The following is a 24,377-nucleotide window of genomic DNA, read 5'->3' as shown; positions in this document are numbered from 1 at the left end:
ATAAGCCTCTTAAAGTGTGGTTTTTTTACCATTTACTGTCAGAGAAATACTATATTTATGATTTGGCTGATATGTAAAATTACTAATTGAATAACTTTTTGCTTGCTTTGCAAGAATATAGCCATTCACTGTATTTACCTTAATCGGATAACTCTTATTCTCTGTGTTATCTACAAGCGTTAAATCATTTAACAGTGCATGTCGATTCCCAACATTATTAATATTTAGGGAAGGTTCTTTTTGATGAGTATCAATTTTCCAATTTAGTTGAGTAATCGCATCTTTATTGACAACAAATACAGGTAATGACGAACGAAGCAATACATTTACACCTTGAGAAGCTTTTCGGCTATCAACAGGTTTGGGTAATTCATCAATAATAATACGGTAAGTTTTTTCACCAGAAATCGGCTCTGGATTAATTCTAACTACCCGTAAATTATAAGACTCATTAGGCTTTAGCTTTAAAAAAGGTGGACTAATATTGATTTCATCTGTAGGCGTTAATTGATCTTGCCCATTATTTTGAGTCCATTCAAATATACGTACCTGTAAATCAGCACTTTCATTTGACTGATTATATAAACTAATTGAAGATGCTTTCTGATGGCTTAAGATCTCCACTGTTACTGGTGAAAGACGGATTGTAGCTGCGTTAATAATGGTAGATAAAGATAAGAATAATCCCGTAATAATAAAAATATTTTTTTTCATGTTTTACTCAAATATATATCTTTTAATATATTAGCCCTTTCAAAAGGGCTAACAGTTTTTCTAATTTATACAAATTAATAAGTTACCGTTATTGTCACCGTATCAACATAGCTACCCGCACTTGGCAATGCTGAGCCAGCAGGAATACGACCATATACGTTTACTGTTTGCACCGCACCACTCCCTGTACCACTATAAGCGGTTGTAGCAATTCCAATTGCAGTGGCACGTCCTGTATCTGAATATAAGTTATAAGGGATATATTCGTTACTTGTTGCACCACCAATCATACGGCGTTGGGTCGTTTGAGCATTTTTGCCGCCATCGAAAGCTAGAGTCCATGGCACAGTATTGTTACAAAGGACTTTAATTGAGGTACCTCCGGTCGTCGTGGTATCAGCATCTTCGTTAGTTGCGAGAGAGCTTAAAGTACCAAAGTCCAAAACAGCATTTGTGGTTGTACCTGTTGCAGATGTATTCAGAACACAACTATTTGTTACTGTCGCCTTAACAGTTAATGTCCCCGTTGCTGTAGCGGCGTTTGCTGCATTAAAAGAAAATAATCCTACAGCAATTGCCGATAAATAAAAAAAAGTCTTTTTCATGTCTAAAACCTTTTAAACTAAATTGTCGAATTAATAGATATAAAAAAATTAACTCTTATCCTTACAATCATTTTTATTTGACTGCTCTTTTAAAGCTTATTTTTTATCCTATTTTAGTCATCATACATAAAAATAATTAAAATGTATGAGTATATTTTTATTTTTATTTCTATTTAACAAAATACCATTACCCCAACTAACAAAACATTAACAAAAGTTAACAATCAAAATTACAAGAATTTTATTTATTTAAAATTAATAAATTACCATTAAAATTTATTTCCTAAATTTTAAATAAATATGTCAAAAATTTAGGTCTTTTAGATAAAAACTATAAGGATTAAAATTTAACTATTCTATTTTTTGTCACATTAAAAGATATATTTAAAATAAATCATTAAAAACTCACTTTAACTAAAATAAATTATAGAGCGTATATAATTCTAATTTTTATGATGGGTAATATTGAACACTCTTTATTATGAAATTTATATAAAAATAAAGGCCTCTTAAGAGGCCTTTATTAAGTATATTTAAATAATTAAATACTCAACATACTATTTAAAGTTTCAGAAACATTTTTAGATTTCACTTTAGGCTGCAAGGCTTGTAAAGCCTGTTGCACTTGAGTACGTTGAGGTTCTGCAAGCGTATACCAACGAGATAACACCTGTAATAAGCGTGAACCTAAAATCGGGTTTTTCTCGTCCAGATATTCTGCAAGATGAATAAAGTGAGCTACACCAAAGCCCCACGTATTTTCAGGGTTATTTGACAAACCACCACTCACGGCGCGAATACGGTTTGGCGTAGTTAAGTCATAATCAGGATGTTGAGTTAAGTACTCAATTGTCTCAACTGTGGCATTTGGGTTTGCTGCCTGAATCATAAACCATTGGTCTAAAGACAATGCTTCATCTTTAAAGCGGTTATAGAAATCAGCAAGGGCTTCTTGTGCTTGAGGCGCATTTTGCCAAACTAATACACGTAGCGCACCTAAACGTTCAGACATATTGCCTGTGCTTTGATATTGCTCGTAAGCCAATTCAAATGCACTTTGGTCGCCCTGACGCGCCATCATCATAAGCATAATGTTCTTTAATGCACGTACACCCATCGCTAAAGAAAATTCTTTTTGCAAGTCTGGGTCCAGGGTAAGGTAAGTCTCTTTCCAGAATGAACCCAAATCTTGTGCTAAACGATTCAGCAAGGCTTCACGTTTTACATGAATATCGGCTGGTGCATAGTTTTGATCAATACGACTACCCAAATAACCTTCAGTTGGTACATCAAATAAACGAGATGCTAAAAGTGGATCACGACCAACTAAATCAGGCAATGTACTTTGAATAGCTTGAATATAAGTATCCGCAGAGTGATCTTCTAACAAAATACGTTCAAGCAAGGTTTGTGTTGCTTGCCATTGGTTAAAACCATTTGTTTCATGCTGAATCAAGAATGCTAATTCTTCATCACTGTAATCGAATATCAGATTTACAGGTGCAGAGAAGTTACGTAATAGCGACGCAACTGGTTGCTCAGTCACTCCTGTAAACTCAATAGTAGCTTCATCTTGGTCAAACAAATACACGCTATCTTTAACACCATTTACAAATAGGCTGTCGCTATGAAGTGTATATTGCTCACCTGTTTTAGCATTAAATAGCGCCAACGCTACAGGAATCGGAACAGCTTTTAAGTTTGGATATTTAGGATGTGCTTTTAGGCTTTGTTTAAAACTTAAACGGTAAGTTTGTGCTGCTGCATCATATTCACCTTTCGCTTCAAGCTTTGGTGTACCTGGTTGGTTATACCAAGTTAAGAATGCAGATAAATCGACACCTGAACCTGCTGACAATGCTGCAACCCAGTCTTCTACAGTTACGGCTTGTCCATCATGACGGCGGAAATATTCATCCGTTCCCTGACGGAATTTTTCTTTACCCAGTAATGTCGACATCATGCGGTTAATTTCCGCACCTTTTTCATAAACAGTCGCTGTATAGAAGTTATTAATTTCGACAAAGTGGTCTGGGCGTGGAGGGTGCGACAATGGACCTGCATCTTCTGGGAATTGATGCGATTTAAGAACAGCGACATCGTCAATACGTTGAACCGCAGCAGATTGCAGATCTTCCGAGAAAGATTGATCACGGAATACGGTTAGTCCCTCTTTTAAGCACAACTGGAACCAATCACGGCAAGTAATACGGTTCCCTGTCCAGTTATGGAAATATTCATGGGCAATCACAGACTGTACACGCATAATCGCTGCGTCAGTTGTATATTCTTCATCGGCAAGTACACATGAGGTATTAAAGATATTTAAACCTTTATTTTCCATTGCACCCATGTTGAACTGGCTCACCGCCACAATCATATAGTTGTCGAGATCATAAGCACGACCGTAGTGTTCTTCATCCCAACGCATAGAATGCTTTAATGCTTCCATCGCGATATGGCATTTTGGAATATCTTTCTCAATCGCATAGATTTCTAAAGCGACATCACGCCCTTCTGAAGTGGTATAACGATCTTTAAGAACAGCTAAATCACCAATCACACAAGCAAACAAATAGCTTGGCTTTTTAGTCGGGTCTTGCCAGATCGCAAAGTGGCGGTTTTCACCAACTTCACCTGTTTCAAGCAAGTTACCGTTAGCAAGTAATACTGGATATTTTTTGTCTGCTTCTACACGTGTCGTAAAAACTGAAAGTACGTCTGGACGGTCTGGATAGAAGGTAATTTTGCGGAAACCTTCAGGCTCATTTTGCGTTACAAATAAGTCACCAGCTTTATATAAACCTTCAAGCTGAGTATTGGTTTCAGGGTGAATAATAACTTGAGTTTGTAAAATGACTTCATCTGGTGCATCAGTGATCACCAGTTGTTCACTATCGAGTGAATATTGTGCAGGAGTAAGATCTTGGCCATTGAGCTGAATAGATTGCAACTCAAGATCACGGCCCAATAGCACCAAGTCTCCGGCAGTTTGACGCTTCATGACCAATGTTGAATCAACAATTGTTTTATCGTCATAGACTTGAATATCAAGATTAATTGATTCAACCAAGAACGCAGGTTTTTGATAATCTTTTAAATAAACTGTTTGATCTGCCTGAACTGGAGGCTGCGCCGCAATATTCATCTTTATTCCTTATATACTTTTCGGAAACCGTAGTACGAATTTTATGAATTTGATCATACACATTCATACATACTATGTTTGTTTACCTTTATAAAATTAATGGGACTTCATTTATACATTTCAAATTAGAATCGTCTTTTATTAGCACAGATTAGACCAAAATTACGATAATCGCTGTTTATATAATCAATCTATACAATAAAAATAAAACTCCTTTCGCTTTTAACATTTTTGAGGAGCTGCTTACATTTTGGGCATGGTTCTTGCCTTATCCAATATATCAGTATAAGTATTTCAATCAGAACAAGAGGAACTCACTATGGAATTAAAAGCTTATTTACATCGATTAGAAAATATTAAAGCGATTCATGATCTAGATGCAGCAGGACTCGACCATCATGTGATTGCCGTGTTCTTGTCTGCCGAAGGTATTTCAATGACTGCTCAGGAGGTAACTACTATCGTTAATACTTATGACGCCTTAGGTAAAGTGAAATTACCAAGTAAAAAAGTGCAGGCACTGATTAATGCCAAAAAACTTGGACAAAATGATGAGACCTTGCCGTGCCCTGTTTAATCTTAACTTTTAACCGCTTATGAAAACCTAAAGTCAAAGCAAAGACTTTAGGTTTTCTATTTTTGCACCAAACAAAAAGACAATCACAGCTATCGGCAATGCGGCTGTGTATAATAGGTCAGTCGTGATTGATTTAAACGCTCGGAGCAAAATGGCCTTACAAATTCTACAAAAACAGCTAGATGAAAGTAGCCATTGCCCTCTCTGCCAAGCGTCGATGTATTGGGTAGATGCCGAACAATTTGAGCAAGACGTTCAATTTCATGAATGTAGCCATTGCCAACATCGTGTATTTAAAGACACAAAAATGACGTGCCACTGTGACCAATGCACAAAACAAAGAAAGAAACTTTTACAGCAAACCCGCCTACAAGAACAACGCCAGTTTAAGTCAAAAGATCAGCCACAACGCAGTCTGGAACAACTGAGTTTTTTACATAAACTTTTTTTACTAAGCCTACTTGATGACTACGCACGAGACGATATTGCTCATGACGAATACATTCACTGGGACCAGATAAAATATCAGCCGATTACCCCCAACTGGATGTTCCAAAGCCATCTGATTAAACAGCTTCATAAAGATGGGATTTTAAATGCACAAGATCAAACCGATGAACCACAGTGCTTTTATTTAAATATTCGTCTAGATGGTTATAGTGACCCGAGTTTATTTAGTGTAGCTCAGCAACTACGTCACTGGTTTTATGAAAACCTAAGTCTTGGTATTCCATTTCGTAGTGCCGATGAAGTGAAAGATGTGCTGTTTCAGGTGCTCTACCAAGAAATTATTCAGTTCACCCAGTTCTATTGCCGAACTTGGGGTATCCAAATTGCAGGAAGCTCTAATTTTCAAACTTTTTGCTACCGTTTAATGGACTCATTGGCAATTGGACAAATTTATTATCTTATTCAGACTGCACTTGAATACCTTTATAAACAAAAGGCGCTACAGCCACGAAATGAAAAGTTTATTAACACCAATTTATTAAAGAAAACTTTAGAGCAATATCGGGAACGGGCTTTGGCTGAAAAGTGGGAAACTTCAATGTTGCCACGCCCTTACAATATTCCTTACAGTAAAATGAGCCACATATTGTTTAACCGCTTTTTAGGTTATGACGAACAGATTTTTGTACAACCTGTATGGAAAGCATGGCGAAAAATTGAACCTCGGTTAAACTTTTATTCGGTTAAACGCTGTATGTACTGTGGTTCAAATGATCTAAGTGTTGACTATGATGCAGCAGATTATGTGTCGTTGATTTGCCAAAACTGTAAACATCAAGATCACTATTTTACACGTTAAATTTCTTATCTCTGGCTTAATAAGGATTATCAGATGACTTCGACATCCAACCTCATTGAACAGGTGATTGAAGCTTGGCAAAACATGCAGGCAAAAACGCCTCTTGTGCAATGTATTACCAACAGTGTTGCTGCCAACTATACAGCCAATGTGTTACTCGCTTCTGGTGCTTCCCCTGCCATGATTGATAATCCTTATGAAGCAGAAAGCTTTACCAAAATTTCATCGGCTTTAAGCATTAATTTAGGTACACCGACTTCAGAGCAAATGCAAGCCATGCAAATCTCTGCTAAGACCGCACAGCTTAATGAAGTACCGTGGGTACTCGATCCGGTGGGCTACGGACCAATTTTAGCTTGGCGCAGTCAAATGACAGACGAGCTTTTGCAGTTCAAACCAAACGTTATACGTGGTAATGCCTCAGAAATTAGCACGCTTGCAGGCAATCAGGTTCAATCAAAAGGTGTAGACAGCACTTTAAGCAGTGACCAAGCTTATCAACAAGCTTTTTCACTGTTAACGCATGCAAGCTGTATCGCTATTTCAGGTGAATCAGATTACATTTTATCTAACGAAATAGATGCTGTGATTCAAGTAAATGGTGGAAGCCCGTTACAACCCAAAATTACCGCAACTGGCTGCGCTTTGGGTGCATTAATTGCAGCCTATAGCGCTGTGACGACACCAACTATTGCAGCTCTTTCAGCTCATATTCATTTTGCAATTGCAGGTAAACTTGCTGCAAATCAAGCACAAACGATGGGTAGTTTTAGTAGCATATTTATGGATTATATCCATATGCTAGATGACAATCTGATTGAGCAATATGCAGATATCAAACTTTTAAATAAACAGGCATAACCTAAGTTATGCCTGAATGACACTAGACTCACTTTAAAAGTAAGTAGATATCTGTCACAAGGTCACATTCATTCACATCATGCACAAAGTTATGATAGTGAAAGAAAACCGGATAATCACCTGCCTCTTCTGGTTGCTCAGGTAACCAGTTTCTAAAGATGTAATAGACGCTATCTTTAATCTGGTCATGACTACCTAAATGTCTTACGGTTGCATAACGCCCCGCAGGAATTTCACCTGTCTGTACGCCGTAACTATTTTCAGGTACAGCCTTTTCAATTGAACCGGCAATATCAAATCGAAACTCATCAGATGGAGTCTGTTCAGGGTCAGCAAAAGGAATACCATAAGTTCTAGACTTGGTCACTGGTGACAAACCTGTTTCTTTGCGCCAAGCAATAAAACGTGCAGCCGTTTCAAAGACTTTATCAGGGCTTCCTAAATGCGATAAATACGCAATCTTTTCAGCAGGTCGCTCAACAATATTTACATTCATTTTTAACTCACTTTTCGGAATCGTAAAAACAAACTTCTGATGCCAAGATTCCCAGTCCGGTTTATCTCTAAAAGCTCGAGGAGTTTGATCAAATGAACGCTTAAATGCACGAGTAAATGCCTCTGGACTATCAAACCCTGCTTGTAATGCAATCTCAATAATCTTGAGATCAGGTTCAAAAGCCAATTGAAATGAGGCCCGCTTTAAACGAGAAAGTTGAATAAACTTCATCACATTTAAACCAATATGAATGGCAAAAATGCGATGAAAATGGAACTTAGATAAAGCTGCGATCTGGCTCAATCGATCAACATCTAGGTCTTCATCTAGATGTCTTTGAATATAATCGCAAACCAGTTGCAGCTTTTGTGTATATACAGCCATACATTCATGTCTGCATGTCTGTTCATTCGATAGCACTACTTTTACATAGTGCTCATCGCTATTCTTGATCGAAATTGCGTTTTTTAGAATTATACAACTTGCTTAAAATAATCGTCTCTTGGCATGTCGATAAGCTCAACACACAATTGAATTTCTTTATTAAACTCTTGTGGTAGATATTTTTTGTTGCTGAGCGCCGCCAACAATTGCTCCCCCATAAGCTGTTTTTGTTCGGCAGTTCTTCCAGACAAAATATACGCCTTTACATGAATATAAGCTTGATCAACCCCTAAGCCAATCAGAAAAACTTCATCTTTACGTGCACGGCTTTTGATGTCTTCTGGACTAAACAACTCTGTTTCAATCAACGTGGTATTAATTTCTTCAAGTAATTGTTTTGCATTTAGTCCAGTTAAGTTATCTGAATAATCAACTACAACGTGCGGCATAGCCACCTCAATTTATATAATAAGTCATTAAACCCATTAAACTTTATTCAATAAATAATAAAGCTAATCGAACTTGATCATATCCCATTCGAGGGCTAGTTGCTTCAACAATTGGTCTTAGTTTGATCGAACCATCATCAGAAAAATGATCTGGATTTTGACGCTTTTTCAACTTCTTATAAATTTTACGGACTTCTTCGACCACTTCTTCACCTGGGTGAGCAACCGAAATATCTAGTTTTTGCTCTTTATGCAGTCGAGCCAAGTGATTAATAATGGTTGCAGGTGTTAGACCACGTTCATGAGCAATATCTTCAATTTCGTAACCTTCTTCAAACAAGACACGTGTCTCGTCTAGCGTTGCCGTAGCATAATTTTGCTTACCACCTTTTGCGAGTTTCTTCTCATTACGAGAAATCTCGGTTTCATTTAAGGTGCCACCACAGTGACGGATAAAGGCTTTGTGCTGGGCGGTTAAATCGACATCAGCAAAATTATCTTCGGCTTCAGCCGATAATTCCTGAAAACGGCGATCGGCTTTTACAGCAAGACTATCTAACTCTAAAGCTTGTTCATTAAATCCTAATAATTTTAATCCTGTTAAAGATTTCAAACGTGAGAGCGCAACATAACCTTGCCCTTTTTCAAAGGTATGCATCAGGTTAATTTCAGCAGCTTCCAAAGTCATACCTTGGCTTTTATGAATAGTAATCGCCCATGCCAAACGAAGTGGAATTTGCTGGAAACTTGCAATGACTTTTCCGGCTTCATTTTCAATTGACCATGTTTCAGGTGCGACCAGCAAAGTTGTGCCGTCAGTTAATTTTACTTTTGGTAATAACCCGTTTTCGTCATCTTCTTCAAAACCGATCACTTCACCTAAACTTCCGTTGATATAACCCATATCAAAGTTGTTTTTTACAAACATGACTTTGGCATGCTTTTTCAAAGTAAGTTCTTCTGGTGCACGAACTGATGATTTTAAAGTTTCTAATAGTTTTTCATTACCATCTAAAACTGCATTAAATTGATGTCCTTCATTATCAATTTCATTTAAGTGCTGATAATTGATATTGTCGACATCCATATTGTGCGTATAAAGACGAGTAAATGTCTCACCAATGTCATGTGCACGTGATTGATGTAAAGCTTGCAAATGTTCAGCTTGAATACTTTGCGCACGGATGGCATTTAAAATCTGATTTAAAATTTCATCGTCTTGACGGTGCTGTTCTGTTAAATAGCATACGCGGAATTTAGCTTCGACCCATGCATCTGACATAAAACAGAACTTATCGCGATTAGCTTCACCATTACGGCCTACAGGTGGCAACTGAAAAAAGTCTCCAGCCACAATCACTTGAATGCCACCAAAAGCTTCATCACTTTCTTTAAAATATTTTAAAACCTGATTGACCAGATTGAGCTGCTTTGCATGTAACATCGAGATTTCATCAATGACGAGAACTTGCGCATTTTCAAGGTGTTCCTTGAGGTATTTACGCTCTTTCATACGTTTTAGATCGTCGTCAGTTAACTGATCTTTAATGCCGATGCCCGCCCACGTATGAATGGTCATACCGTTCATATGCGTTGCAGCAATACCTGTCGATGCTGTAATAGCTACAGGCACTTTACGTGCTTTTAGATATTGGATGTACTGATTGAGTGTATAGGTTTTCCCTGCACCAGCCGAACCGGTTAAAAAAACATTTTCACCTGCTTTGAGCAGTTTAAGTGCAGTTTCCTGTTTCATAATCTCATATGTACATCTTCAACAGCCCATAGCTTAACGATTTTCCCGAAAAATTTAAATGAATGAACCAAACTTTCTATAAAAACAATATAAATCAACTACTAACATCAAGTTTATATTTGGTAGGTTTTTGGTAGGTAGGAAAATAATCTACACATCACAATACTAAGCCCATGGTGAGGCTCACCTGTAATAACAAACAATGGATTTATGGAAAAAGGAATCACTCCATGGCTTTTAAAAATATTGCAGATCAAACAAACGGTTTTTATATTCCTTGCGTATCACTCTTTGGTCCAGGATGTGCCAAAGAAATTGGTACAAAAGCACAAAATCTCGGCGCAAAAAAAGCATTAATTGTGACCGATGAAGGGCTATTTAAATTTGGCGTTGCAGATCTTATTGCAAGCTATTTAACCGAAGCAGGCGTAGCGAGCCATATTTTCCCGGGCGCGGAACCTAACCCAACCGATATTAATGTTCACAATGGCGTGAAAGCCTATAACGACAATGGGTGTGACTTTATTGTCTCGCTAGGCGGTGGTTCATCTCATGACTGTGCGAAAGGAATTGGTTTGGTCACTGCAGGTGGTGGTCATATTCGTGACTACGAAGGCATCGATAAAAGTAAAGTACCAATGACACCACTGATTGCAGTGAATACAACAGCAGGTACTGCATCTGAAATGACTCGCTTCTGTATTATTACCAATACAGACACTCACGTAAAAATGGCAATTGTTGACTGGCGTTGTACCCCACTTATTGCGATCGATGACCCGAAACTCATGATTGCAAAACCAGCGGGTTTAACGGCTGCAACAGGTATGGATGCACTAACTCATGCAGTTGAAGCATATGTTTCTACGGCGGCAAACCCGATTACTGATGCGTGTGCAGAAAAAGCCATAACCATGATTAGCCAATGGCTCCAACCTGCTGTCGCAAATGGTGAAAACATCGAAGCGCGTGATGCAATGAGCTATGCACAATACTTGGCTGGCATGGCATTTAACAACGCATCTTTAGGTTATGTTCATGCAATGGCGCACCAATTAGGCGGTTTTTACAACCTACCTCACGGCGTATGTAATGCAATCTTGTTACCACACGTTTGTGAATTTAACTTAATTGCTTGCCCAGATCGTTACGCAAAAATCGCCGAGTTAATGGGTGTAAGAACTCACGGGTTAACAGTGATGGAAGCTGCTTATGCTGCAATTGACGCCATTCGTAAACTGTCTTCATCAATTGGTATTCCATCTGGTTTAACAGAGCTAGGTGTGAAAAATGAAGACCTTGCGGTCATGGCAGATAATGCTCAGAAAGATGCATGTATGCTGACCAACCCTCGTAAAGCTAATCATGCTCAAGTTGTGGAGATTTTCAAAGCAGCTCTTTAATCCTGATGTAATAGCATGTCCCTCTAGTAAGTCAAATCCCTCCGACCGTTGACTTACTTTTTTGGGGAATACTTAGCTCCAGCGGTATTCCCTTTTTTTAGAACCTATACTCCAACCTTGTATAAACCTGATTGACAATTTGCCCATTTCATTGAAGGATACTCAGCATGTCTTAATTACAATAGCTCGATAAAAATGAATACATCTTCAGCTAATCAAACTTATGTCCCAGATATTTTAGGTGCTGGCTACGAACAGCTCACACTTAGTTTTCCTGATGATTATGAAGGGAAAGTTGTAGCTACATTAGTCCGTAAAAAAGCCGCTCAATCGACTCAAAAAGCCGTACTTTATATTCATGGTTTTCTAGATTATTTTTTTCAAACCGAAATGGCTGAGCAATTCAATGCTCATGGTTACGACTTCTATGCACTTGATTTAAGAAAATATGGCCGCTCAAAGCTACCTCATCAAATTTTCTATAATGTGCTTGATTTAAATGAATACGACGCCGAAATTACACAAGCATTAGAGATTATTGGTGAAGAAAAGCATACACAAGTCTTGCTTGCAGGCCACTCTACTGGTGGCTTAACGGCGACGCTTTATGCAGCCCATCACCCGAATCACCCTTTGATTAAAGCGCTATGGGCGAATAGTCCGTTTTACGACTTTAATTTAAGTTTAGTCGAAAAAAAATTTGGTATTCCAATGCTCAGTCGAGTAGGAAAATATCTGCCAAAAGTTAAATTCCCAAGCCAATTAAACAAATGGTACACCGCGAGCCTTCACAAACAGCTCAAGGGCGAATGGGACTTTAATCTGGATTGGAAACCTACCTCTGCCCCTACGGTTCAACTCAGCTTTTTACATGCGATTCATACGGCACAAAAAGAAATACATCGCGGGGTTAAACTGAATATTCCCGCCCTGATTATGCATTCTCACCAGACTAAAAACCCTAAAAAATGGGGAGCAGATGCGACTCAAAGCGATGTAATTTTAGACGTTAAAGACATTGAAAAATTTGGTAAAAAAATCAAAGGCGATGTCTCTGTTGTCTCTATTCACAATGGGTTGCATGATTTAGTCCTTTCGGCCCAGCCAGTACGAGAACAAGTCTATCAACAATTGTTTCAGTGGCTGGATCAAAAAATCACTTAACTGAGCTTAGGTGAGTCAAGGTATTTCATCAGCAATTGATGCGCGGGATGTTCGCTCGATACTAACTCCATAAGACGTTCTACCGCATCGATTGCTTCAGGGAAATGAGCTAAATGCTTAAGTAATAAATCCGTTTCTTGGGTTTTAAAAATCGCATCGCTTAAACGTGATTCAAGGCAGTCACGCCATGCACATAAAAATGGACTTTCAGTTTTTGCCAGAAATACACCTGTGTAAAGCTGCAAAGCCGAGGCTGCATATCCCGCATCGAGTGCTTGTTCAGCTTGTAAAAAATCGGCCTCTACATGTACAAGTAAACGATATGGACGAGAACCAAGTAAACCACCCAAAATATCTCGTAGTTGAGACATTTCAGCTTTAAGCGTACCCATACTGACTTTACGTTCGCCATAAAGCGCCTGATAAAGATGCTCTAAAGTTAAACCATGTGGACATAACGCCAATATGGTTAAAATTTCAATTTGACGCGGTGTTAATAACAAACTTTTGCCATTAAATTTAACTTGTGGCGTTGAAAATGCACGGATATGTAATTGCTGGCGCTGCTGCTCTAGCAAAGCAGACTGAATAATGGATGCACAACGTTCAGCAGCCAGAATTCCTAAACTATTATGGTTCTTCCATGTAGTTGATAAATCAACGACACCAAGAGTTTGTTTCGAGTATGGATCGATAATCGGCGCGGCATAACACACCCAATCATGAATCGATTCCATATAATGTTCATTTGAAAAAACACAGCTTGATTGTTGAGTTTTTAAGGATAAAGCCAAGGCATTTGTGCCTACAAATTCTTCACGCCACTGCCCACCTTGTACAAAATGTACACGTTCAGCAGCACTTTGCATTTGAGCACTTGGTGCCGTCCAGATAATCGTACTGCCGATATCACCGACAGCAATCACCATTGAAGACTGTTCTGCAATATGTCGTAAGTCATCGGCACATTGGCTTAAAGCCATATCTAAGGCATTTTGTGAAGCAGTTTTTTTCTCGACTAATGGAGCCGCAAAACGTTCTTTAGGAATCGCAGCAGAAGCTGATCGTTCCCACGAGCTTGCAATACTTTGGCCGAGTTTGGCAGCGTTTTGAGGAGAGAGACTATTTTGCGTGCGCAGTTGATCAATCAACGTCCGTTGCTGCAATAAATCCTTTTTTGTGAACATTTGTAAATTCCTTATATATCCACATTTCTATTCCAACCTTTCTCCAACCTTCTTCTTTATATCCTAATTATACAAAGTACGAAAGTACCTACTGACAGGGTTCTTGTTAGTCTTTAGTCCTAAAAAGCAAAGGAATATTTATATGCGCTATATCGATCCAAATCAACCAGGCTCAAAAGTTCAATTTAAATCACAATACGAAAATTTTATTGGCGGTGAATGGGTAGCACCTGTAAAGGGTGCGTATTTTGACAATGTATCTCCTGTTGACGGAAAAGCTTTTACACGTATTCCACGCTCTAGTGCCGAAGATATTGAACTCGCTCTAGATGCAGCGCACAAAGCGAAAACAACATGGAATAAAGCCTCACCAACGGTACGCTCAAATATACTTTTAAAAATTGCTGATCGTTTAGAAGCAAATCTTGAAATGCTTGCTGTTGCAGAAACTTGGGATAACGGTAAAGCAGTACGTGAAACTTTAGCAGCTGACCTTCCACTTGCGATTGACCATTTCCGTTATTTCGCTGGATGTATTCGTGCTCAAGAAGGTGGCATCTCTGAAATTGATGAAGATACCATTGCGTATCATTTCCACGAACCACTCGGTGTAGTTGGTCAAATCATTCCATGGAACTTCCCAATTTTGATGGCAGCATGGAAACTGGCACCTGCTTTAGCTGCTGGTAACTGTGTCGTGATTAAGCCAGCTGAGCAAACGCCGGTGGGTATTTTGTTAGTAGCTGAACTGATCCAAGATATTTTACCGCCGGGTGTACTTAATATTGTCAATGGTTTCGGTTCAGAAGTCGGCCGTCCTTTAGCGACAAACCCACGTATTGCCAAAATTGCGTTCACAGGTTCAACTCAAACTGGACAAATGGTGATGCAATATGCGACTGAAAATATTATTCCAGTCACCTTAGAACTTGGCGGTAAGTCACCAAACCTTTTCTTTGAAGATATCATGGACAAAGAAGATGACTTCTTAGAAAAAACGCTTGAAGGTTTTGCCATGTTTGCCTTAAACCAAGGTGAAGTATGTACTTGCCCTTCTCGTGCTTTAGTACAAGAAAGCATTGCTGATCAGTTCTTAGAGATGGCCGTCGAGCGTGTAAAACGTATTAAAACTGGTCATCCACTTGATACTGAAACGATGATTGGTGCTCAAGCATCTCTACAACAGCAAGAGAAAATCTTACGTTGTATTAACACTGGTCGTGAAGAAGGTGCAGAGCTCTTACTTGGCGGTAGCGGCCGTAAAGAAGTAGGCGATGGTTACTATGTTGATCCGACTATTTTTAAAGGTCACAACAGCATGCAAGTTTTCCAAGAAGAAATTTTTGGACCTGTACTTGCTGTGACAACGTTCAAAGACTTTGACGATGCAATTAAAATTGCCAATGACACTATGTATGGTTTAGGTGCAGGTGTATGGTCACGTTCAGCCCATATTTCTTATCGTGCTGGTCGTGCTATTGAAGCTGGCCGTGTTTGGACAAACTGCTACAACATCTACCCTGCACATGCTGCATTTGGTGGTTACAAGAAGTCTGGTATTGGCCGCGAAAACCATAAGATGATGCTAGATCATTATCAACAAACTAAAAACTTGTTGGTGAGTTATTCAACTAAACCAATGGGCTTCTTCTAAGTTTCGCACCAAGTTGATACCAAACTATCAACACTAGAAAGAAGTAAGATGACTAATTATATAAGAAGCCAGTAATTTAGATTGCTGGCTTCTTTATTTACGGTTGTTAAGCTTGAATTTTTATCATTTAGAATAAAAAAGCTCCATCTACTCTCTGAAGAGCTTCATTTAGGCATTGCTTTTGCATTGATTCATACAAATCCACTCGCAGGAGTATTGTATGAATCAACCAGAAACAGCTTCCGTCATTTCTTCAAGCACAGAAGTCTCATCAGCAGAATATTTTGCTCAGCGTCAACTCAAACAAGGTACGGTTGGTTGGTTACTCCTGATTGGTTTAGGCGTAGCTTATGTGATATCGGGTGATTTTGCTGGCTGGAACTTTGGTATTGCTCAAGGTGGTTGGGGCGGAATGTTTATTGCCACTGCACTCGCTGCGCTTATGTACTTATGTCTGTGTCTTTCTATGTCGGAAATGTCTACCATGATGCCGACAGCAGGTGGCGGTTATAGTTTTGCACGTGCTGCCTTTGGCCCTTTTGGGGGCTATTTAACAGGAACAGCCATTCTAATTGAATATGCGATTGCCCCTGCTGCTATTGCCGTATTTATTGGCGGTTATTGCGAATCTTTATTTGGTATAAATGGCTGGATGATTTACCTCGCCTGCTATGCCATTTTTATGGGCATACATCTGAAAGGTGCCGGCGAAGCCTTAAAAATTATGTTCGCAATTACACTTGTCGCAGCTGTTGCTCTGGTTGTGTTTATTGTGGCAATGGTTTCACATTTTAATACACAAAATCTGTTAGATATTCCTGTTGGCACAGCAGCTGGCGCAAGTCGTTTTCTACCTCATGGCTATTTAGGCATCTGGGCCGCTGTTCCTTTTGCAATCTGGTTTTTCCTTGCAGTTGAAGGTGTGCCATTAGCAGCCGAAGAAGCAAAAGATCCAGCAAAATCTCTCCCACGCGGTTTAATCGGTGCAATGCTCATCTTAACGGCGTTTGCAATGCTCATTTTATTCTTGGGTGCGGGCGCAGCTGGTGCAAGTACTTTGCAAAACTCAGGCGCTCCCCTCGTCGATGCCCTGGTTAAAGTTTATGGCACCAACACTTGGCTTGCGACTTTTGTTAACTTTGTTGGTTTAGCAGGTTTAATCGCGAGTTTCTTTTCAATTATCTATGCCTATTCACGTCAAATTTTTGCACTCTCTCGTGCTGGTTACTTACCTACTTCACTCTCTTTAACCAATAAAAATAAAGCCCCTTATCTCGCAATTATTATTCCGGGCATTATTGGGTTCTTGCTTTCACTTACCAAAGAAGGTGATTCACTGATTTTAATCGCGGTTTTTGGTGCCACCATTTCCTATGTGTTGATTCTTTTATCCCACATCAAACTACGCCTATCTAACCCCGACATGCCTCGTCCTTATAAAACTCCTGGAGGAATCGTTACTTCAAGTATTGCCTTAATTCTAGCAGTCGCTGCTGTAGTTGCGGGCTTTGTTGTTAATCCGAAAGTTTGGTTTATTGCTGCCGCTATTTATGTCGTATTTATTGCTTACTTTTTACTCTATAGCCGTTATCATTTAGTGAAAGGCACCCCAGAAGAAGAGTTTGCAAATATTAAAGCCGCAGAACAAGAACTATAAAAAAGGATGTAACTATGAGTTATCGCAATATTGTCGCCAATCAACAGTATCACTTTGCTGACTTGAAGACCTTGATGGCAAAAGCTACACCGCTACGTTCTGGCGATGAATTAGCAGGTGTAGCGGCCAGAGACGCAACCGAACATGTTGCGGCACAAATGACTTTGGCCGATGTACCACTTAAAACCTTTTTGAACGAAGTTGTGGTCGATTATGAAACTGATGAAATTACACGACTAATTATTGATGAACATGATCTGGCTGCTTTTGCCCCTATTTCACACTTTACAGTAGGTGATTTTCGAAATTGGTTACTTGGAGAAGATGCAACTGCCCAAAGCTTAAAAGCTTTAGCATCAGGTTTAACTCCAGAAATGGTGGCTGCTGTCAGCAAAATTATGCGCAATCAAGATTTGATTTATGTCGCCAGCAAATGTGAAGTCATTACCCAGTTTCGTAACACCATTGGTTTAAAAGGTCATCTTTCTACCCGTTTACAACCTAATCACCCTACCGATGATGTGCTCGGTATTTCAGCCAGTATTTTAGATGGTTTGATGTATGGCAATGGTGACGCCGTGATTGGTATTAACCCTGCCACGGATAACCTGCATAATTTGTCAGAGCTACTAAAACTACTTGACCATGTCATTCAGGAATATCAAATTCCGACGCAATCTTGTGTGCTCACACATATCAGCTCAGGCATTCAACTTGCTGAAAAAAATGTGCCAATTGATTTAATGTTTCAATCAATCGCTGGTACCCAACTGGCAAACGAAGGTTTTGGTATCTCGCTCGATTTATTACAAGAAGGATATGAAGCCACCCTCGCACTCAAGCGCGGAACCATTGGACACAACGTTATGTACTTTGAAACGGGTCAAGGGAGTGCCCTATCTAGCAATGCACATCACGGCGTTGACCAGCAAACCTTAGAAACTCGGGCCTACGCAGTGGCTCGTAAATATAACCCACTTTTGGTAAATACAGTCGTCGGCTTTATTGGCCCCGAGTACCTATTTAACGGTAAACAAATTATACGTGCAGGTTTAGAAGATCACTTCTGCGGTAAGTTGCTTGGCGTACCAATGGGCTGCGACATTTGTTATACCAACCATGCCGATGCCGACCAAAATGATATGGATGTGCTTCTTACTCTATTTGGCGCCGCAGGCATTAACTTCATTATGGGAATTCCGGGTTCAGACGATGTCATGCTCAACTATCAAACCACTTCATTCCATGATGCTCTCTATTTAAGACAACTCCTCGGTTTAAAACCCGCTCCTGAGTTCTCCGCTTGGCTTGAACAACAAGGGATTTTTAAACAGCAAAACTCTCAAATTTGTTGGGCAGACCACATGCCTGACCAATTCTCTCGTCTGCTCATGAACTAGGGGGAACACCATGAAACTGAACCGTGATATTCAATATCCGTCCTCTACCCATCAGGATCAGTGGGAAAAACTTAAAGAGTTTACTGATGCCCGTATTGCTTTAGGTCGTGCAGGTTGCAGTATCCCAACACGGGCCTTACTTGAGTTCCAGTTGTCTCATGCGCAAGCAAAAGATGCTGTTTATCAACATATGGATGTTCCCTACTTGTCTGAACAATTACAGCACAAGCAACTTCAAACTCTTCATATTCAAAGTAATGCTGCTAATAAGGAAATTTATCTTAAACGCCCAGATTGGGGTCGTCAGCTTTCAAACCCATCAAAAGAAACCTTAATTAAAGAGTATGCAAAAAACCCACAGCAGTATGATGTTTGTATTGTGGTAGGTGACGGTCTCTCTGCAAGAGCGATTGAAGCAAATGCTATCGCATTTATTGCAATGCTAAGCGAACATATTCAACAAGAAAACTGGAGCCTTGCGCCAATTATATTTGCAACAGGAAGCCGAGTTGCTTTAGGCGATGAAGTTGCAGAAATTTTTAAAGCCTCCATGCTGGTTATGCTTATTGGAGAGCGCCCAGGTTTAAGTTCTCCTGACAGTATGGGAGTTTACTACACATGGAATGCATATTCAGGTTGCCTTGACTCCAAACGCAACTGTATTTCCAACGTCCGTTCAGCAGGCTTAAGTATTCCAGTTGCGGTACAACGTTTAATGGCACTCATGAAAAAATCGAAGCAGCTTGGCTTTTCAGGAGTAAATTTAAAAGATGAACATCAACTTTCAAATATCGACCATAATGAAAACTCAAAGCTTTTATTTTAAATAGTAGGTTACGCATAGATATTTCTTACCTACAAAATATTTCTGCGTAACAAGATTATCTTAACGAAAAATAGCAATTTTCAGGTATTGACGATTTATATGGATATTTTCTTCTTTATATTTATCGCTATACTCCACCTATTGATCTTCTATGAATCATTTGTATGAGTACTACAAACGCCTTTCCTAAAACTATTTATGCCATTCAGCATCTTGCTTTCGAAGACTTAGGTTCATTAGAAGATGTCTTTTATCAACTTGGTTTTCGCGTCCGTTATTTTGAAGCTGGTGTAGATGATTTAACTCCTGCTTTCGCCCATGACGGTTTAACTATTATTTTAGGTGGTCCAATTGGAGTTTATGAAACTGAAGATTATCCATTTTTAAAAGATGAAATCGCTTTACTCAAACAACGTTTGGCAGCAGATAAACCAACACTTGGCATTTGCTTAGGTGCACAGCTTATAGCTCATGCACTTGGTGCCAAAGTATATGCAGGCCATCAAAAAGAAATTGGCTGGGGAGCTTTAAGCTTAAGTTTACGCCCTAATCAGGTATTATCGCCTTTGCTTAATAATATCCATGTTTTACATTGGCATGGTGATACTTTCGACCTTCCTGAAAATGCAGCCCTTTTGGCGAGTTCAGATATTTATACTAACCAAGCCTTTGAAGTGGGTAATAATATTCTTGCTTTACAGTTCCACATTGAGACGACTCAAGAAAACTTTGAAAAATGGCTTATTGGTCACACATGTGAACTTCGTAATGCTGGAATTTCCATTCCTAAATTGCGTGAGCAAAATATCGAATATGCCCCTGCACTTGAACACGCTGCATTTGAATTAATTCAAAAATTCTTGAAAAGAATTGGTTATAGTGCATAAGTGAAGTAATTTCTAATGTTTAATGAATATTATTTTTTACCACTTGGTATTTTATGACTATTTTTTAAACAAAGAAACTTTATATTTTATTTTTAGAAACATTTCAGAAAAGTTTCAGTGTATTATTAATTTGTAACATAAAATATACGCTGATTTACTATGGATATCTGGAAGTTTCTTAAAAGCTTTAATACGGTCAATACTTACTTAATGCTTTCAACAATGCTTCTCATACTATTAGTTCTTTACTTTTATGTGATTAATCCTACCTAAGCTCTTTTGCCAAGGAAGCGAAATCATAAAGAAAAAGAATATTATGATGAGAAGACCTCCGAAAAAAGCCCAACCTTACAGTTGGGCTTTTTTAATATCTGTTGTTGACTCACAATATGTTGTTCGTCTTGCGAAAAAGTAAGAGATAAGCAATCTCTTACTTTTTCTCAGGTTTGAAGCTGTCTTTCAAATCAAGAACGCGGTTGAAGACAGGTTTTTCAGGAGTATGATCATGTTGATCCGCAACGAAATAACCTTCACGTTCAAATTGGAAACGGTCTTCTGGTTTCGCTTGAGCTAAAGCAGGTTCAATCACAGCCTGAACGACTTTCAAAGAATCTGGATTTAAATTCGCTAAGAAATCATCACCAGTTTCAGGGTCAGCCTCTGTAAATAAACGATCATAAATACGTACTTCAGCAGGAATACCCTTGCTTGCAGATACCCAGTGAATCACGCCTTTTACTTTACGACCTTCAGGATTCTTGCCCAAAGTGTCTGGATCGATTGAACACTTCAGCTCAACAACTTCACCATTTGCATCTTTAATGACTTCATCACACTTAATTACATATGCATGGCGTAAACGAACTTCACCATCCGGAATTAAACGCTTAAAGCCTTTTGGCGGTACTTCTTCAAAATCTTTACGGTCAATATAGATTTCTTTAGTTAATGGAATGACACGCTCACCCATATCGACATTTGGATGACGCGCATGTGTAAGGTCTAAATCTTCCGGTAAGTTTGTAAGTGTCACTTTTAAAGGATCTAACACAGCCATACCACGCGCTGCTGTATTCTCCAAAGATTGACGAATACAGAACTCAAGCATTGCAACATCAACAATACCGTCAGTTTTAGACACACCTACACGTTTACAGAAATCACGTAAGCCTTCTGGTGTAAAACCACGACGGCGCATACCAACAACTGTTGGCATACGAGGGTCATCCCAACCATTTACATAACCACCTTCAACCAACTTACGTAATTTACGTTTAGAAGTAATGGTGTAATCTACATTCAAACGAGATGATTCGTATTGGTGCGGAACAGCTTTAGACTTAACCTTTTCAACAATCCAGTCATAGAATGGACGGTGATCTTGGAATTCCAATGTACAAAGTGAATGCGTGATTCCTTCAATTGCATCAGACAATGGATGAGCATAATCATACATTGGGTAGATTTTCCATTTGTCGCCAGTTTGATGATGCTCTGAATGCAAGACACGATACAAAATTGGATCACGCATATGCACGTTCGGGCTTGCCATATCAATTTTAGCGCGTAAAACAGCTTCACCTTCTTTTAGTTCACCGCTGCGCATTTGTTCAAAGCGAGCAAGGTTCTCTTCAACAGATGCATCACGATACGGCGAGTTTTTCCCTGGTTCAACAAAACTACCACGGTTTAATTTAATTTCTTCTGGAGACTGCAAATCAACATATGCATCACCTTGCTCAATCAATTGAATTGCCCATGCATAAAGCTGATCAAAATAACCAGAAGCATAGCGAGGTTCACCATTCCAGTTAAAACCAAGCCATTTCACATCATTGGCGATACCATCAACGTATTCTTGTTCTTCTGCATCTGGATTCGTATCGTCAAAACGTAAATTACAGAGTCCATCAAACTCTTCTGCAACACCAAAGTTTAGACAGATTGCTTTTACGTGACCAATATGTAAATAACCATTTGGTTCTGGCGGAAAACGAGTTACGATTTGTTTGGTACGTCCGGCAGCTAAATCATCAGTAATGACTTGGCGAACAAAATCTAATCCAGCCTGTTGTTCTTGCTGCGCAGAATCGACAGAGGCATGAGTATTCGGTGTCGGGTTGTTTGGCAGGTTCGAGACAACATCATTAGGCTTCATAGTGTATCAATCACTTCTTTGTAGATAAAATTTCGAAAAAATAAACGCTATCTTCATTTTTCACAAAGATTTTAACGTTTTTTACTTGCCTTGTAGTTTACAGTTTGCTTATGCTTCTCTCAACCAAAAACCCATGGTCATAAGCCCATGTTTAGGAGATTAATGTAATGAGTTTTCCTCAAGTCGAATTAAACACCAATAAAGGTCGTATTGTTCTTGAACTAAATACTGAAAAAGCACCAAAAACAGTAGCAAACTTTTTAGAATACGTACGTGACGGTTTTTATGACGGCGTTATTTTCCACCGTGTCATTGATGGTTTCATGATCCAAGGCGGCGGGATGGATGAAAACTTCAAAGAAAAAGCAACTCGTGATGCAATTGAAAACGAAGCTGACAATGGTTTAAGTAACGATGTTGGTACAATTGCTATGGCACGTACTCAAGCGCCACACTCTGCTTCTGCACAATTCTTCATCAATGTAAAAAACAACTCTTTCTTGAACCATACTTCAAAAACTGCACAAGGTTGGGGTTATGCTGTATTCGGTAAAGTTGTTGAAGGTATGGACGTTGTAGACGCGATCAAAAGTGTACGTACAGGTAACCGTGGTTATCACGCTGACGTTCCTTTAGAAAACGTTGTTATCGAATCTGCTAAAATTATTTCTGAATAATTTTAGGATAAAGCTGTGACCTATCTGTTTATTTCAGATTTACATTTGTCACCTGAACACCCTCGACTCGTTCGAGGGTTTTTAGATTTGTTGGTACATTATCAAAATAAACAAACACAGCTTTATATTTTAGGTGACTGGTTTAATGCTTGGATTGGTGACGATTATTCAGCTCCTTGGCTCGACGAAATTGTCGAAGCTTTAAAAGCTTTTAATGAAAAAGGTAATCGTGTTTACTTTCAAGTCGGTAACCGCGACTTTGCTCTAAATCAGGTTTTCCTCAATAAGTTTAATGGTGTATTACTCCCAGATATTTATTATCTTAATATTGCAGGCCACCAATACCGTCTAGAACATGGCGATGCGCTATGTACAGATGATATTTCTTATCAAAGATTTAAAAAAATTATTCGAAATCCCCTTTTAGTCGCTTTTTTACGTCGAACACCTCTAAGTTTCCGCACGAAACTTGTCAATGGTTTCCGCAAAAGAAGTCATTCCGACAAACAACACAAAAGTTATGAGATTATGGATGTGAATGAACAAGCCGTGCTCTCCGCCCTAAAAGATATAGACATACTTATTCATGGACACACTCATCGTCCAGCTATTCATAAAGTACAGAACAAACAACGAATTGTACTCGGTGACTGGAAAGAAGATCACGCACAAATTTTAGAAATTGATCCCTCTTCAAATACGCAACAGCTCGAATTGATTGTCTGGAATTATTAGTTAGAAATTAGTCACTTTTTATTTGAACTTTTAATTCTTTAATTTTTTTATTTAAATCAGAATCGTAAATCACACACATACTAGCAATAAATATAAATTTCCAACTTATATATGCATGATTGTGATAATCAATATATAAAATAAGAAGACTCAATACAAATATAAGAATAATAAAGGCTTTAACAACTCTAATTTCTCGCAGCTTACTCTTTGCATCTTTGGGCATTAAATCAAACATTTTCAATAAATTATTAAAAAATTTATATAAGTATTATATTTCTTTATCACATTAAAATGCAGATGTTTTCTTATAAAATCGCGTATCATGCC

Annotated in this window: 21 protein-coding genes; 12 read left to right on the top strand and 9 right to left on the bottom strand. The window is 38.8% G+C overall.

The window, feature by feature from the left end; translation table 11 throughout:
* Positions 1 to 9 precede the first annotated feature (9 nt).
* The 3 genes from J678_RS06085 to pepN form a co-directional block, all read right to left on the bottom strand.
* A complete protein-coding gene (locus J678_RS06085; RefSeq protein WP_017393250.1) occupies positions 10 to 714 on the bottom strand; it encodes a molecular chaperone in 705 nt (234 codons plus the stop codon).
* A gap of 74 nt (positions 715 to 788) precedes the next feature.
* Positions 789 to 1,319 carry a spore coat U domain-containing protein gene (locus J678_RS06080; protein WP_004886579.1) on the bottom strand — a complete coding sequence of 177 codons (531 nt, stop codon included), beginning with the start codon at positions 1,317 to 1,319 and terminating at the stop codon, positions 789 to 791.
* 541 nt (positions 1,320 to 1,860) lie between these two features.
* A complete protein-coding gene (gene pepN, locus J678_RS06075; RefSeq protein ID WP_017393251.1) occupies positions 1,861 to 4,467 on the bottom strand; it encodes an aminopeptidase N in 2,607 nt (868 codons plus the stop codon).
* A gap of 319 nt (positions 4,468 to 4,786) precedes the next feature.
* Here pepN and J678_RS06070 point away from each other — a divergent pair, with 319 nt between their 5' ends.
* From J678_RS06070 to thiM, 3 genes are all read left to right on the top strand, one after another.
* Complete coding sequence (locus J678_RS06070) at positions 4,787 to 5,044, top strand: hypothetical protein (protein ID WP_000420541.1); 258 nt, start codon at positions 4,787 to 4,789, stop codon at positions 5,042 to 5,044.
* Between the two features lie 151 nt (positions 5,045 to 5,195).
* Positions 5,196 to 6,353 carry a hypothetical protein gene (locus J678_RS06065; protein WP_004708163.1) on the top strand — a complete coding sequence of 386 codons (1,158 nt, stop codon included), beginning with the start codon at positions 5,196 to 5,198 and terminating at the stop codon, positions 6,351 to 6,353.
* 33 nt (positions 6,354 to 6,386) lie between these two features.
* Entirely contained in the window at positions 6,387 to 7,214 is an 828-nt protein-coding gene (thiM, locus tag J678_RS06060; protein WP_017393252.1) for a hydroxyethylthiazole kinase, read from the top strand.
* Positions 7,215 to 7,242: 28 nt separating this feature from the next.
* On the opposite strand, the gene J678_RS06055 is transcribed toward thiM, so the two are convergent.
* The 3 genes from J678_RS06055 to J678_RS06045 all read right to left on the bottom strand — a co-directional run bounded on the left by J678_RS06055 (position 7,243) and on the right by J678_RS06045 (position 10,299).
* Positions 7,243 to 8,094 carry an AraC family transcriptional regulator gene (locus J678_RS06055; RefSeq protein WP_017393253.1) on the bottom strand — a complete coding sequence of 284 codons (852 nt, stop codon included), beginning with the start codon at positions 8,092 to 8,094 and terminating at the stop codon, positions 7,243 to 7,245.
* An 89-nt stretch (positions 8,095 to 8,183) separates the two neighbouring features.
* On the bottom strand, positions 8,184 to 8,543 hold the full coding sequence (locus J678_RS06050) for a 5-carboxymethyl-2-hydroxymuconate Delta-isomerase (protein WP_001120983.1): 360 nt from the start codon (positions 8,541 to 8,543) through the stop codon (positions 8,184 to 8,186).
* 43 nt (positions 8,544 to 8,586) lie between these two features.
* On the bottom strand, positions 8,587 to 10,299 hold the full coding sequence (locus J678_RS06045; protein ID WP_017393254.1) for an AAA family ATPase: 1,713 nt from the start codon (positions 10,297 to 10,299) through the stop codon (positions 8,587 to 8,589).
* A gap of 230 nt (positions 10,300 to 10,529) precedes the next feature.
* On the opposite strand from J678_RS06045, the gene mdh reads away from it, so the two are divergent.
* Both mdh and J678_RS06035 read left to right on the top strand, forming a co-directional pair.
* Entirely contained in the window at positions 10,530 to 11,702 is a 1,173-nt protein-coding gene (gene mdh, locus J678_RS06040) for an iron-dependent methanol dehydrogenase (protein ID WP_017393255.1), read from the top strand.
* A 195-nt stretch (positions 11,703 to 11,897) separates the two neighbouring features.
* On the top strand, positions 11,898 to 12,866 hold the full coding sequence (locus J678_RS06035; protein WP_017393256.1) for an alpha/beta hydrolase: 969 nt from the start codon (positions 11,898 to 11,900) through the stop codon (positions 12,864 to 12,866).
* Here the strand turns inward: J678_RS06035 and J678_RS06030 are convergent.
* A complete protein-coding gene (locus tag J678_RS06030) occupies positions 12,863 to 14,053 on the bottom strand; it encodes a helix-turn-helix domain-containing protein (protein ID WP_017393257.1) in 1,191 nt (396 codons plus the stop codon). The two genes, J678_RS06035 and J678_RS06030, sit on opposite strands and share 4 nt — an antisense overlap.
* 142 nt (positions 14,054 to 14,195) lie before the next feature.
* Here J678_RS06030 and J678_RS06025 point away from each other — a divergent pair, with 142 nt between their 5' ends.
* From J678_RS06025 to J678_RS06005, 5 genes are all read left to right on the top strand, one after another.
* A complete protein-coding gene (locus J678_RS06025; RefSeq protein ID WP_017393258.1) occupies positions 14,196 to 15,707 on the top strand; it encodes an aldehyde dehydrogenase family protein in 1,512 nt (503 codons plus the stop codon).
* A 220-nt stretch (positions 15,708 to 15,927) separates the two neighbouring features.
* Positions 15,928 to 17,364, top strand: a complete 1,437-nt coding sequence (gene eat / locus J678_RS06020; RefSeq protein WP_032027196.1) for an ethanolamine permease — start codon at positions 15,928 to 15,930, stop codon at positions 17,362 to 17,364.
* A gap of 14 nt (positions 17,365 to 17,378) precedes the next feature.
* Positions 17,379 to 18,764 (top strand): ethanolamine ammonia-lyase subunit EutB, encoded by a 1,386-nt coding sequence (locus tag J678_RS06015; protein WP_017393260.1) that lies wholly within the window; start codon positions 17,379 to 17,381, stop codon positions 18,762 to 18,764.
* A gap of 10 nt (positions 18,765 to 18,774) precedes the next feature.
* Positions 18,775 to 19,590 (top strand): ethanolamine ammonia-lyase subunit EutC, encoded by an 816-nt coding sequence (gene eutC, locus J678_RS06010; protein WP_017393261.1) that lies wholly within the window; start codon positions 18,775 to 18,777, stop codon positions 19,588 to 19,590.
* Between the two features lie 164 nt (positions 19,591 to 19,754).
* Complete coding sequence (locus J678_RS06005; RefSeq protein WP_002048996.1) at positions 19,755 to 20,477, top strand: glutamine amidotransferase; 723 nt, start codon at positions 19,755 to 19,757, stop codon at positions 20,475 to 20,477.
* A gap of 430 nt (positions 20,478 to 20,907) precedes the next feature.
* Here the strand turns inward: J678_RS06005 and J678_RS06000 are convergent, their stop codons facing one another.
* Positions 20,908 to 22,635: a glutamine--tRNA ligase/YqeY domain fusion protein gene (locus J678_RS06000; RefSeq protein ID WP_002049025.1), complete on the bottom strand. Its 1,728-nt coding sequence runs from the start codon at positions 22,633 to 22,635 to the stop codon at positions 20,908 to 20,910.
* 167 nt (positions 22,636 to 22,802) lie between these two features.
* Here J678_RS06000 and J678_RS05995 point away from each other — a divergent pair, with 167 nt between their 5' ends.
* Positions 22,803 to 23,312, top strand: a complete 510-nt coding sequence (locus J678_RS05995; RefSeq protein ID WP_002049022.1) for a peptidylprolyl isomerase — start codon at positions 22,803 to 22,805, stop codon at positions 23,310 to 23,312.
* A gap of 15 nt (positions 23,313 to 23,327) precedes the next feature.
* The gene (locus J678_RS05990) at positions 23,328 to 24,047 is read left to right on the top strand and encodes a UDP-2,3-diacylglucosamine diphosphatase (protein WP_017393262.1); all 720 of its coding nucleotides are present in this window, start codon (positions 23,328 to 23,330) and stop codon (positions 24,045 to 24,047) included.
* Between the two features lie 7 nt (positions 24,048 to 24,054).
* Here J678_RS05990 and J678_RS23810 read toward each other — a convergent pair whose 3' ends face one another.
* The gene (locus tag J678_RS23810) at positions 24,055 to 24,285 is read right to left on the bottom strand and encodes a hypothetical protein (RefSeq protein ID WP_002048982.1); all 231 of its coding nucleotides are present in this window, start codon (positions 24,283 to 24,285) and stop codon (positions 24,055 to 24,057) included.
* Positions 24,286 to 24,377: the final 92 nt, after the last annotated feature.

This window comes from Acinetobacter sp. 1424608 (genome assembly GCF_000588255.1).
GTDB classification, from domain to species: domain Bacteria; phylum Pseudomonadota; class Gammaproteobacteria; order Pseudomonadales; family Moraxellaceae; genus Acinetobacter; species Acinetobacter nosocomialis.
Note: the sequence above shows the minus strand (reverse complement) of the source record. Positions and strands in the feature narration are given on the sequence as shown.

Bases quoted from the DNA above. Each gene is read 5' to 3' on its own strand.
- J678_RS06085 (WP_017393250.1), bottom strand. From the start codon at position 714: ATGAAAAAAAATATTTTTATTATTACGGGATTATTCTTATCTTTATCT.
- J678_RS06080 (WP_004886579.1), bottom strand. From the start codon at position 1,319: ATGAAAAAGACTTTTTTTTATTTATCGGCAATTGCTGTAGGATTATTT.
- pepN (WP_017393251.1), bottom strand. From the start codon at position 4,467: ATGAATATTGCGGCGCAGCCTCCAGTTCAGGCAGATCAAACAGTTTAT.
- J678_RS06070 (WP_000420541.1), top strand. From the start codon at position 4,787: ATGGAATTAAAAGCTTATTTACATCGATTAGAAAATATTAAAGCGATT.
- J678_RS06065 (WP_004708163.1), top strand. From the start codon at position 5,196: ATGGCCTTACAAATTCTACAAAAACAGCTAGATGAAAGTAGCCATTGC.
- thiM (WP_017393252.1), top strand. From the start codon at position 6,387: ATGACTTCGACATCCAACCTCATTGAACAGGTGATTGAAGCTTGGCAA.
- J678_RS06055 (WP_017393253.1), bottom strand. From the start codon at position 8,094: ATGGCTGTATATACACAAAAGCTGCAACTGGTTTGCGATTATATTCAA.
- J678_RS06050 (WP_001120983.1), bottom strand. From the start codon at position 8,543: ATGCCGCACGTTGTAGTTGATTATTCAGATAACTTAACTGGACTAAAT.
- J678_RS06045 (WP_017393254.1), bottom strand. From the start codon at position 10,299: ATGAAACAGGAAACTGCACTTAAACTGCTCAAAGCAGGTGAAAATGTT.
- mdh (WP_017393255.1), top strand. From the start codon at position 10,530: ATGGCTTTTAAAAATATTGCAGATCAAACAAACGGTTTTTATATTCCT.
- J678_RS06035 (WP_017393256.1), top strand. From the start codon at position 11,898: ATGAATACATCTTCAGCTAATCAAACTTATGTCCCAGATATTTTAGGT.
- J678_RS06030 (WP_017393257.1), bottom strand. From the start codon at position 14,053: ATGTTCACAAAAAAGGATTTATTGCAGCAACGGACGTTGATTGATCAA.
- J678_RS06025 (WP_017393258.1), top strand. From the start codon at position 14,196: ATGCGCTATATCGATCCAAATCAACCAGGCTCAAAAGTTCAATTTAAA.
- eat (WP_032027196.1), top strand. From the start codon at position 15,928: ATGAATCAACCAGAAACAGCTTCCGTCATTTCTTCAAGCACAGAAGTC.
- J678_RS06015 (WP_017393260.1), top strand. From the start codon at position 17,379: ATGAGTTATCGCAATATTGTCGCCAATCAACAGTATCACTTTGCTGAC.
- eutC (WP_017393261.1), top strand. From the start codon at position 18,775: ATGAAACTGAACCGTGATATTCAATATCCGTCCTCTACCCATCAGGAT.
- J678_RS06005 (WP_002048996.1), top strand. From the start codon at position 19,755: ATGAGTACTACAAACGCCTTTCCTAAAACTATTTATGCCATTCAGCAT.
- J678_RS06000 (WP_002049025.1), bottom strand. From the start codon at position 22,635: ATGAAGCCTAATGATGTTGTCTCGAACCTGCCAAACAACCCGACACCG.
- J678_RS05995 (WP_002049022.1), top strand. From the start codon at position 22,803: ATGAGTTTTCCTCAAGTCGAATTAAACACCAATAAAGGTCGTATTGTT.
- J678_RS23810 (WP_002048982.1), bottom strand. From the start codon at position 24,285: ATGTTTGATTTAATGCCCAAAGATGCAAAGAGTAAGCTGCGAGAAATT.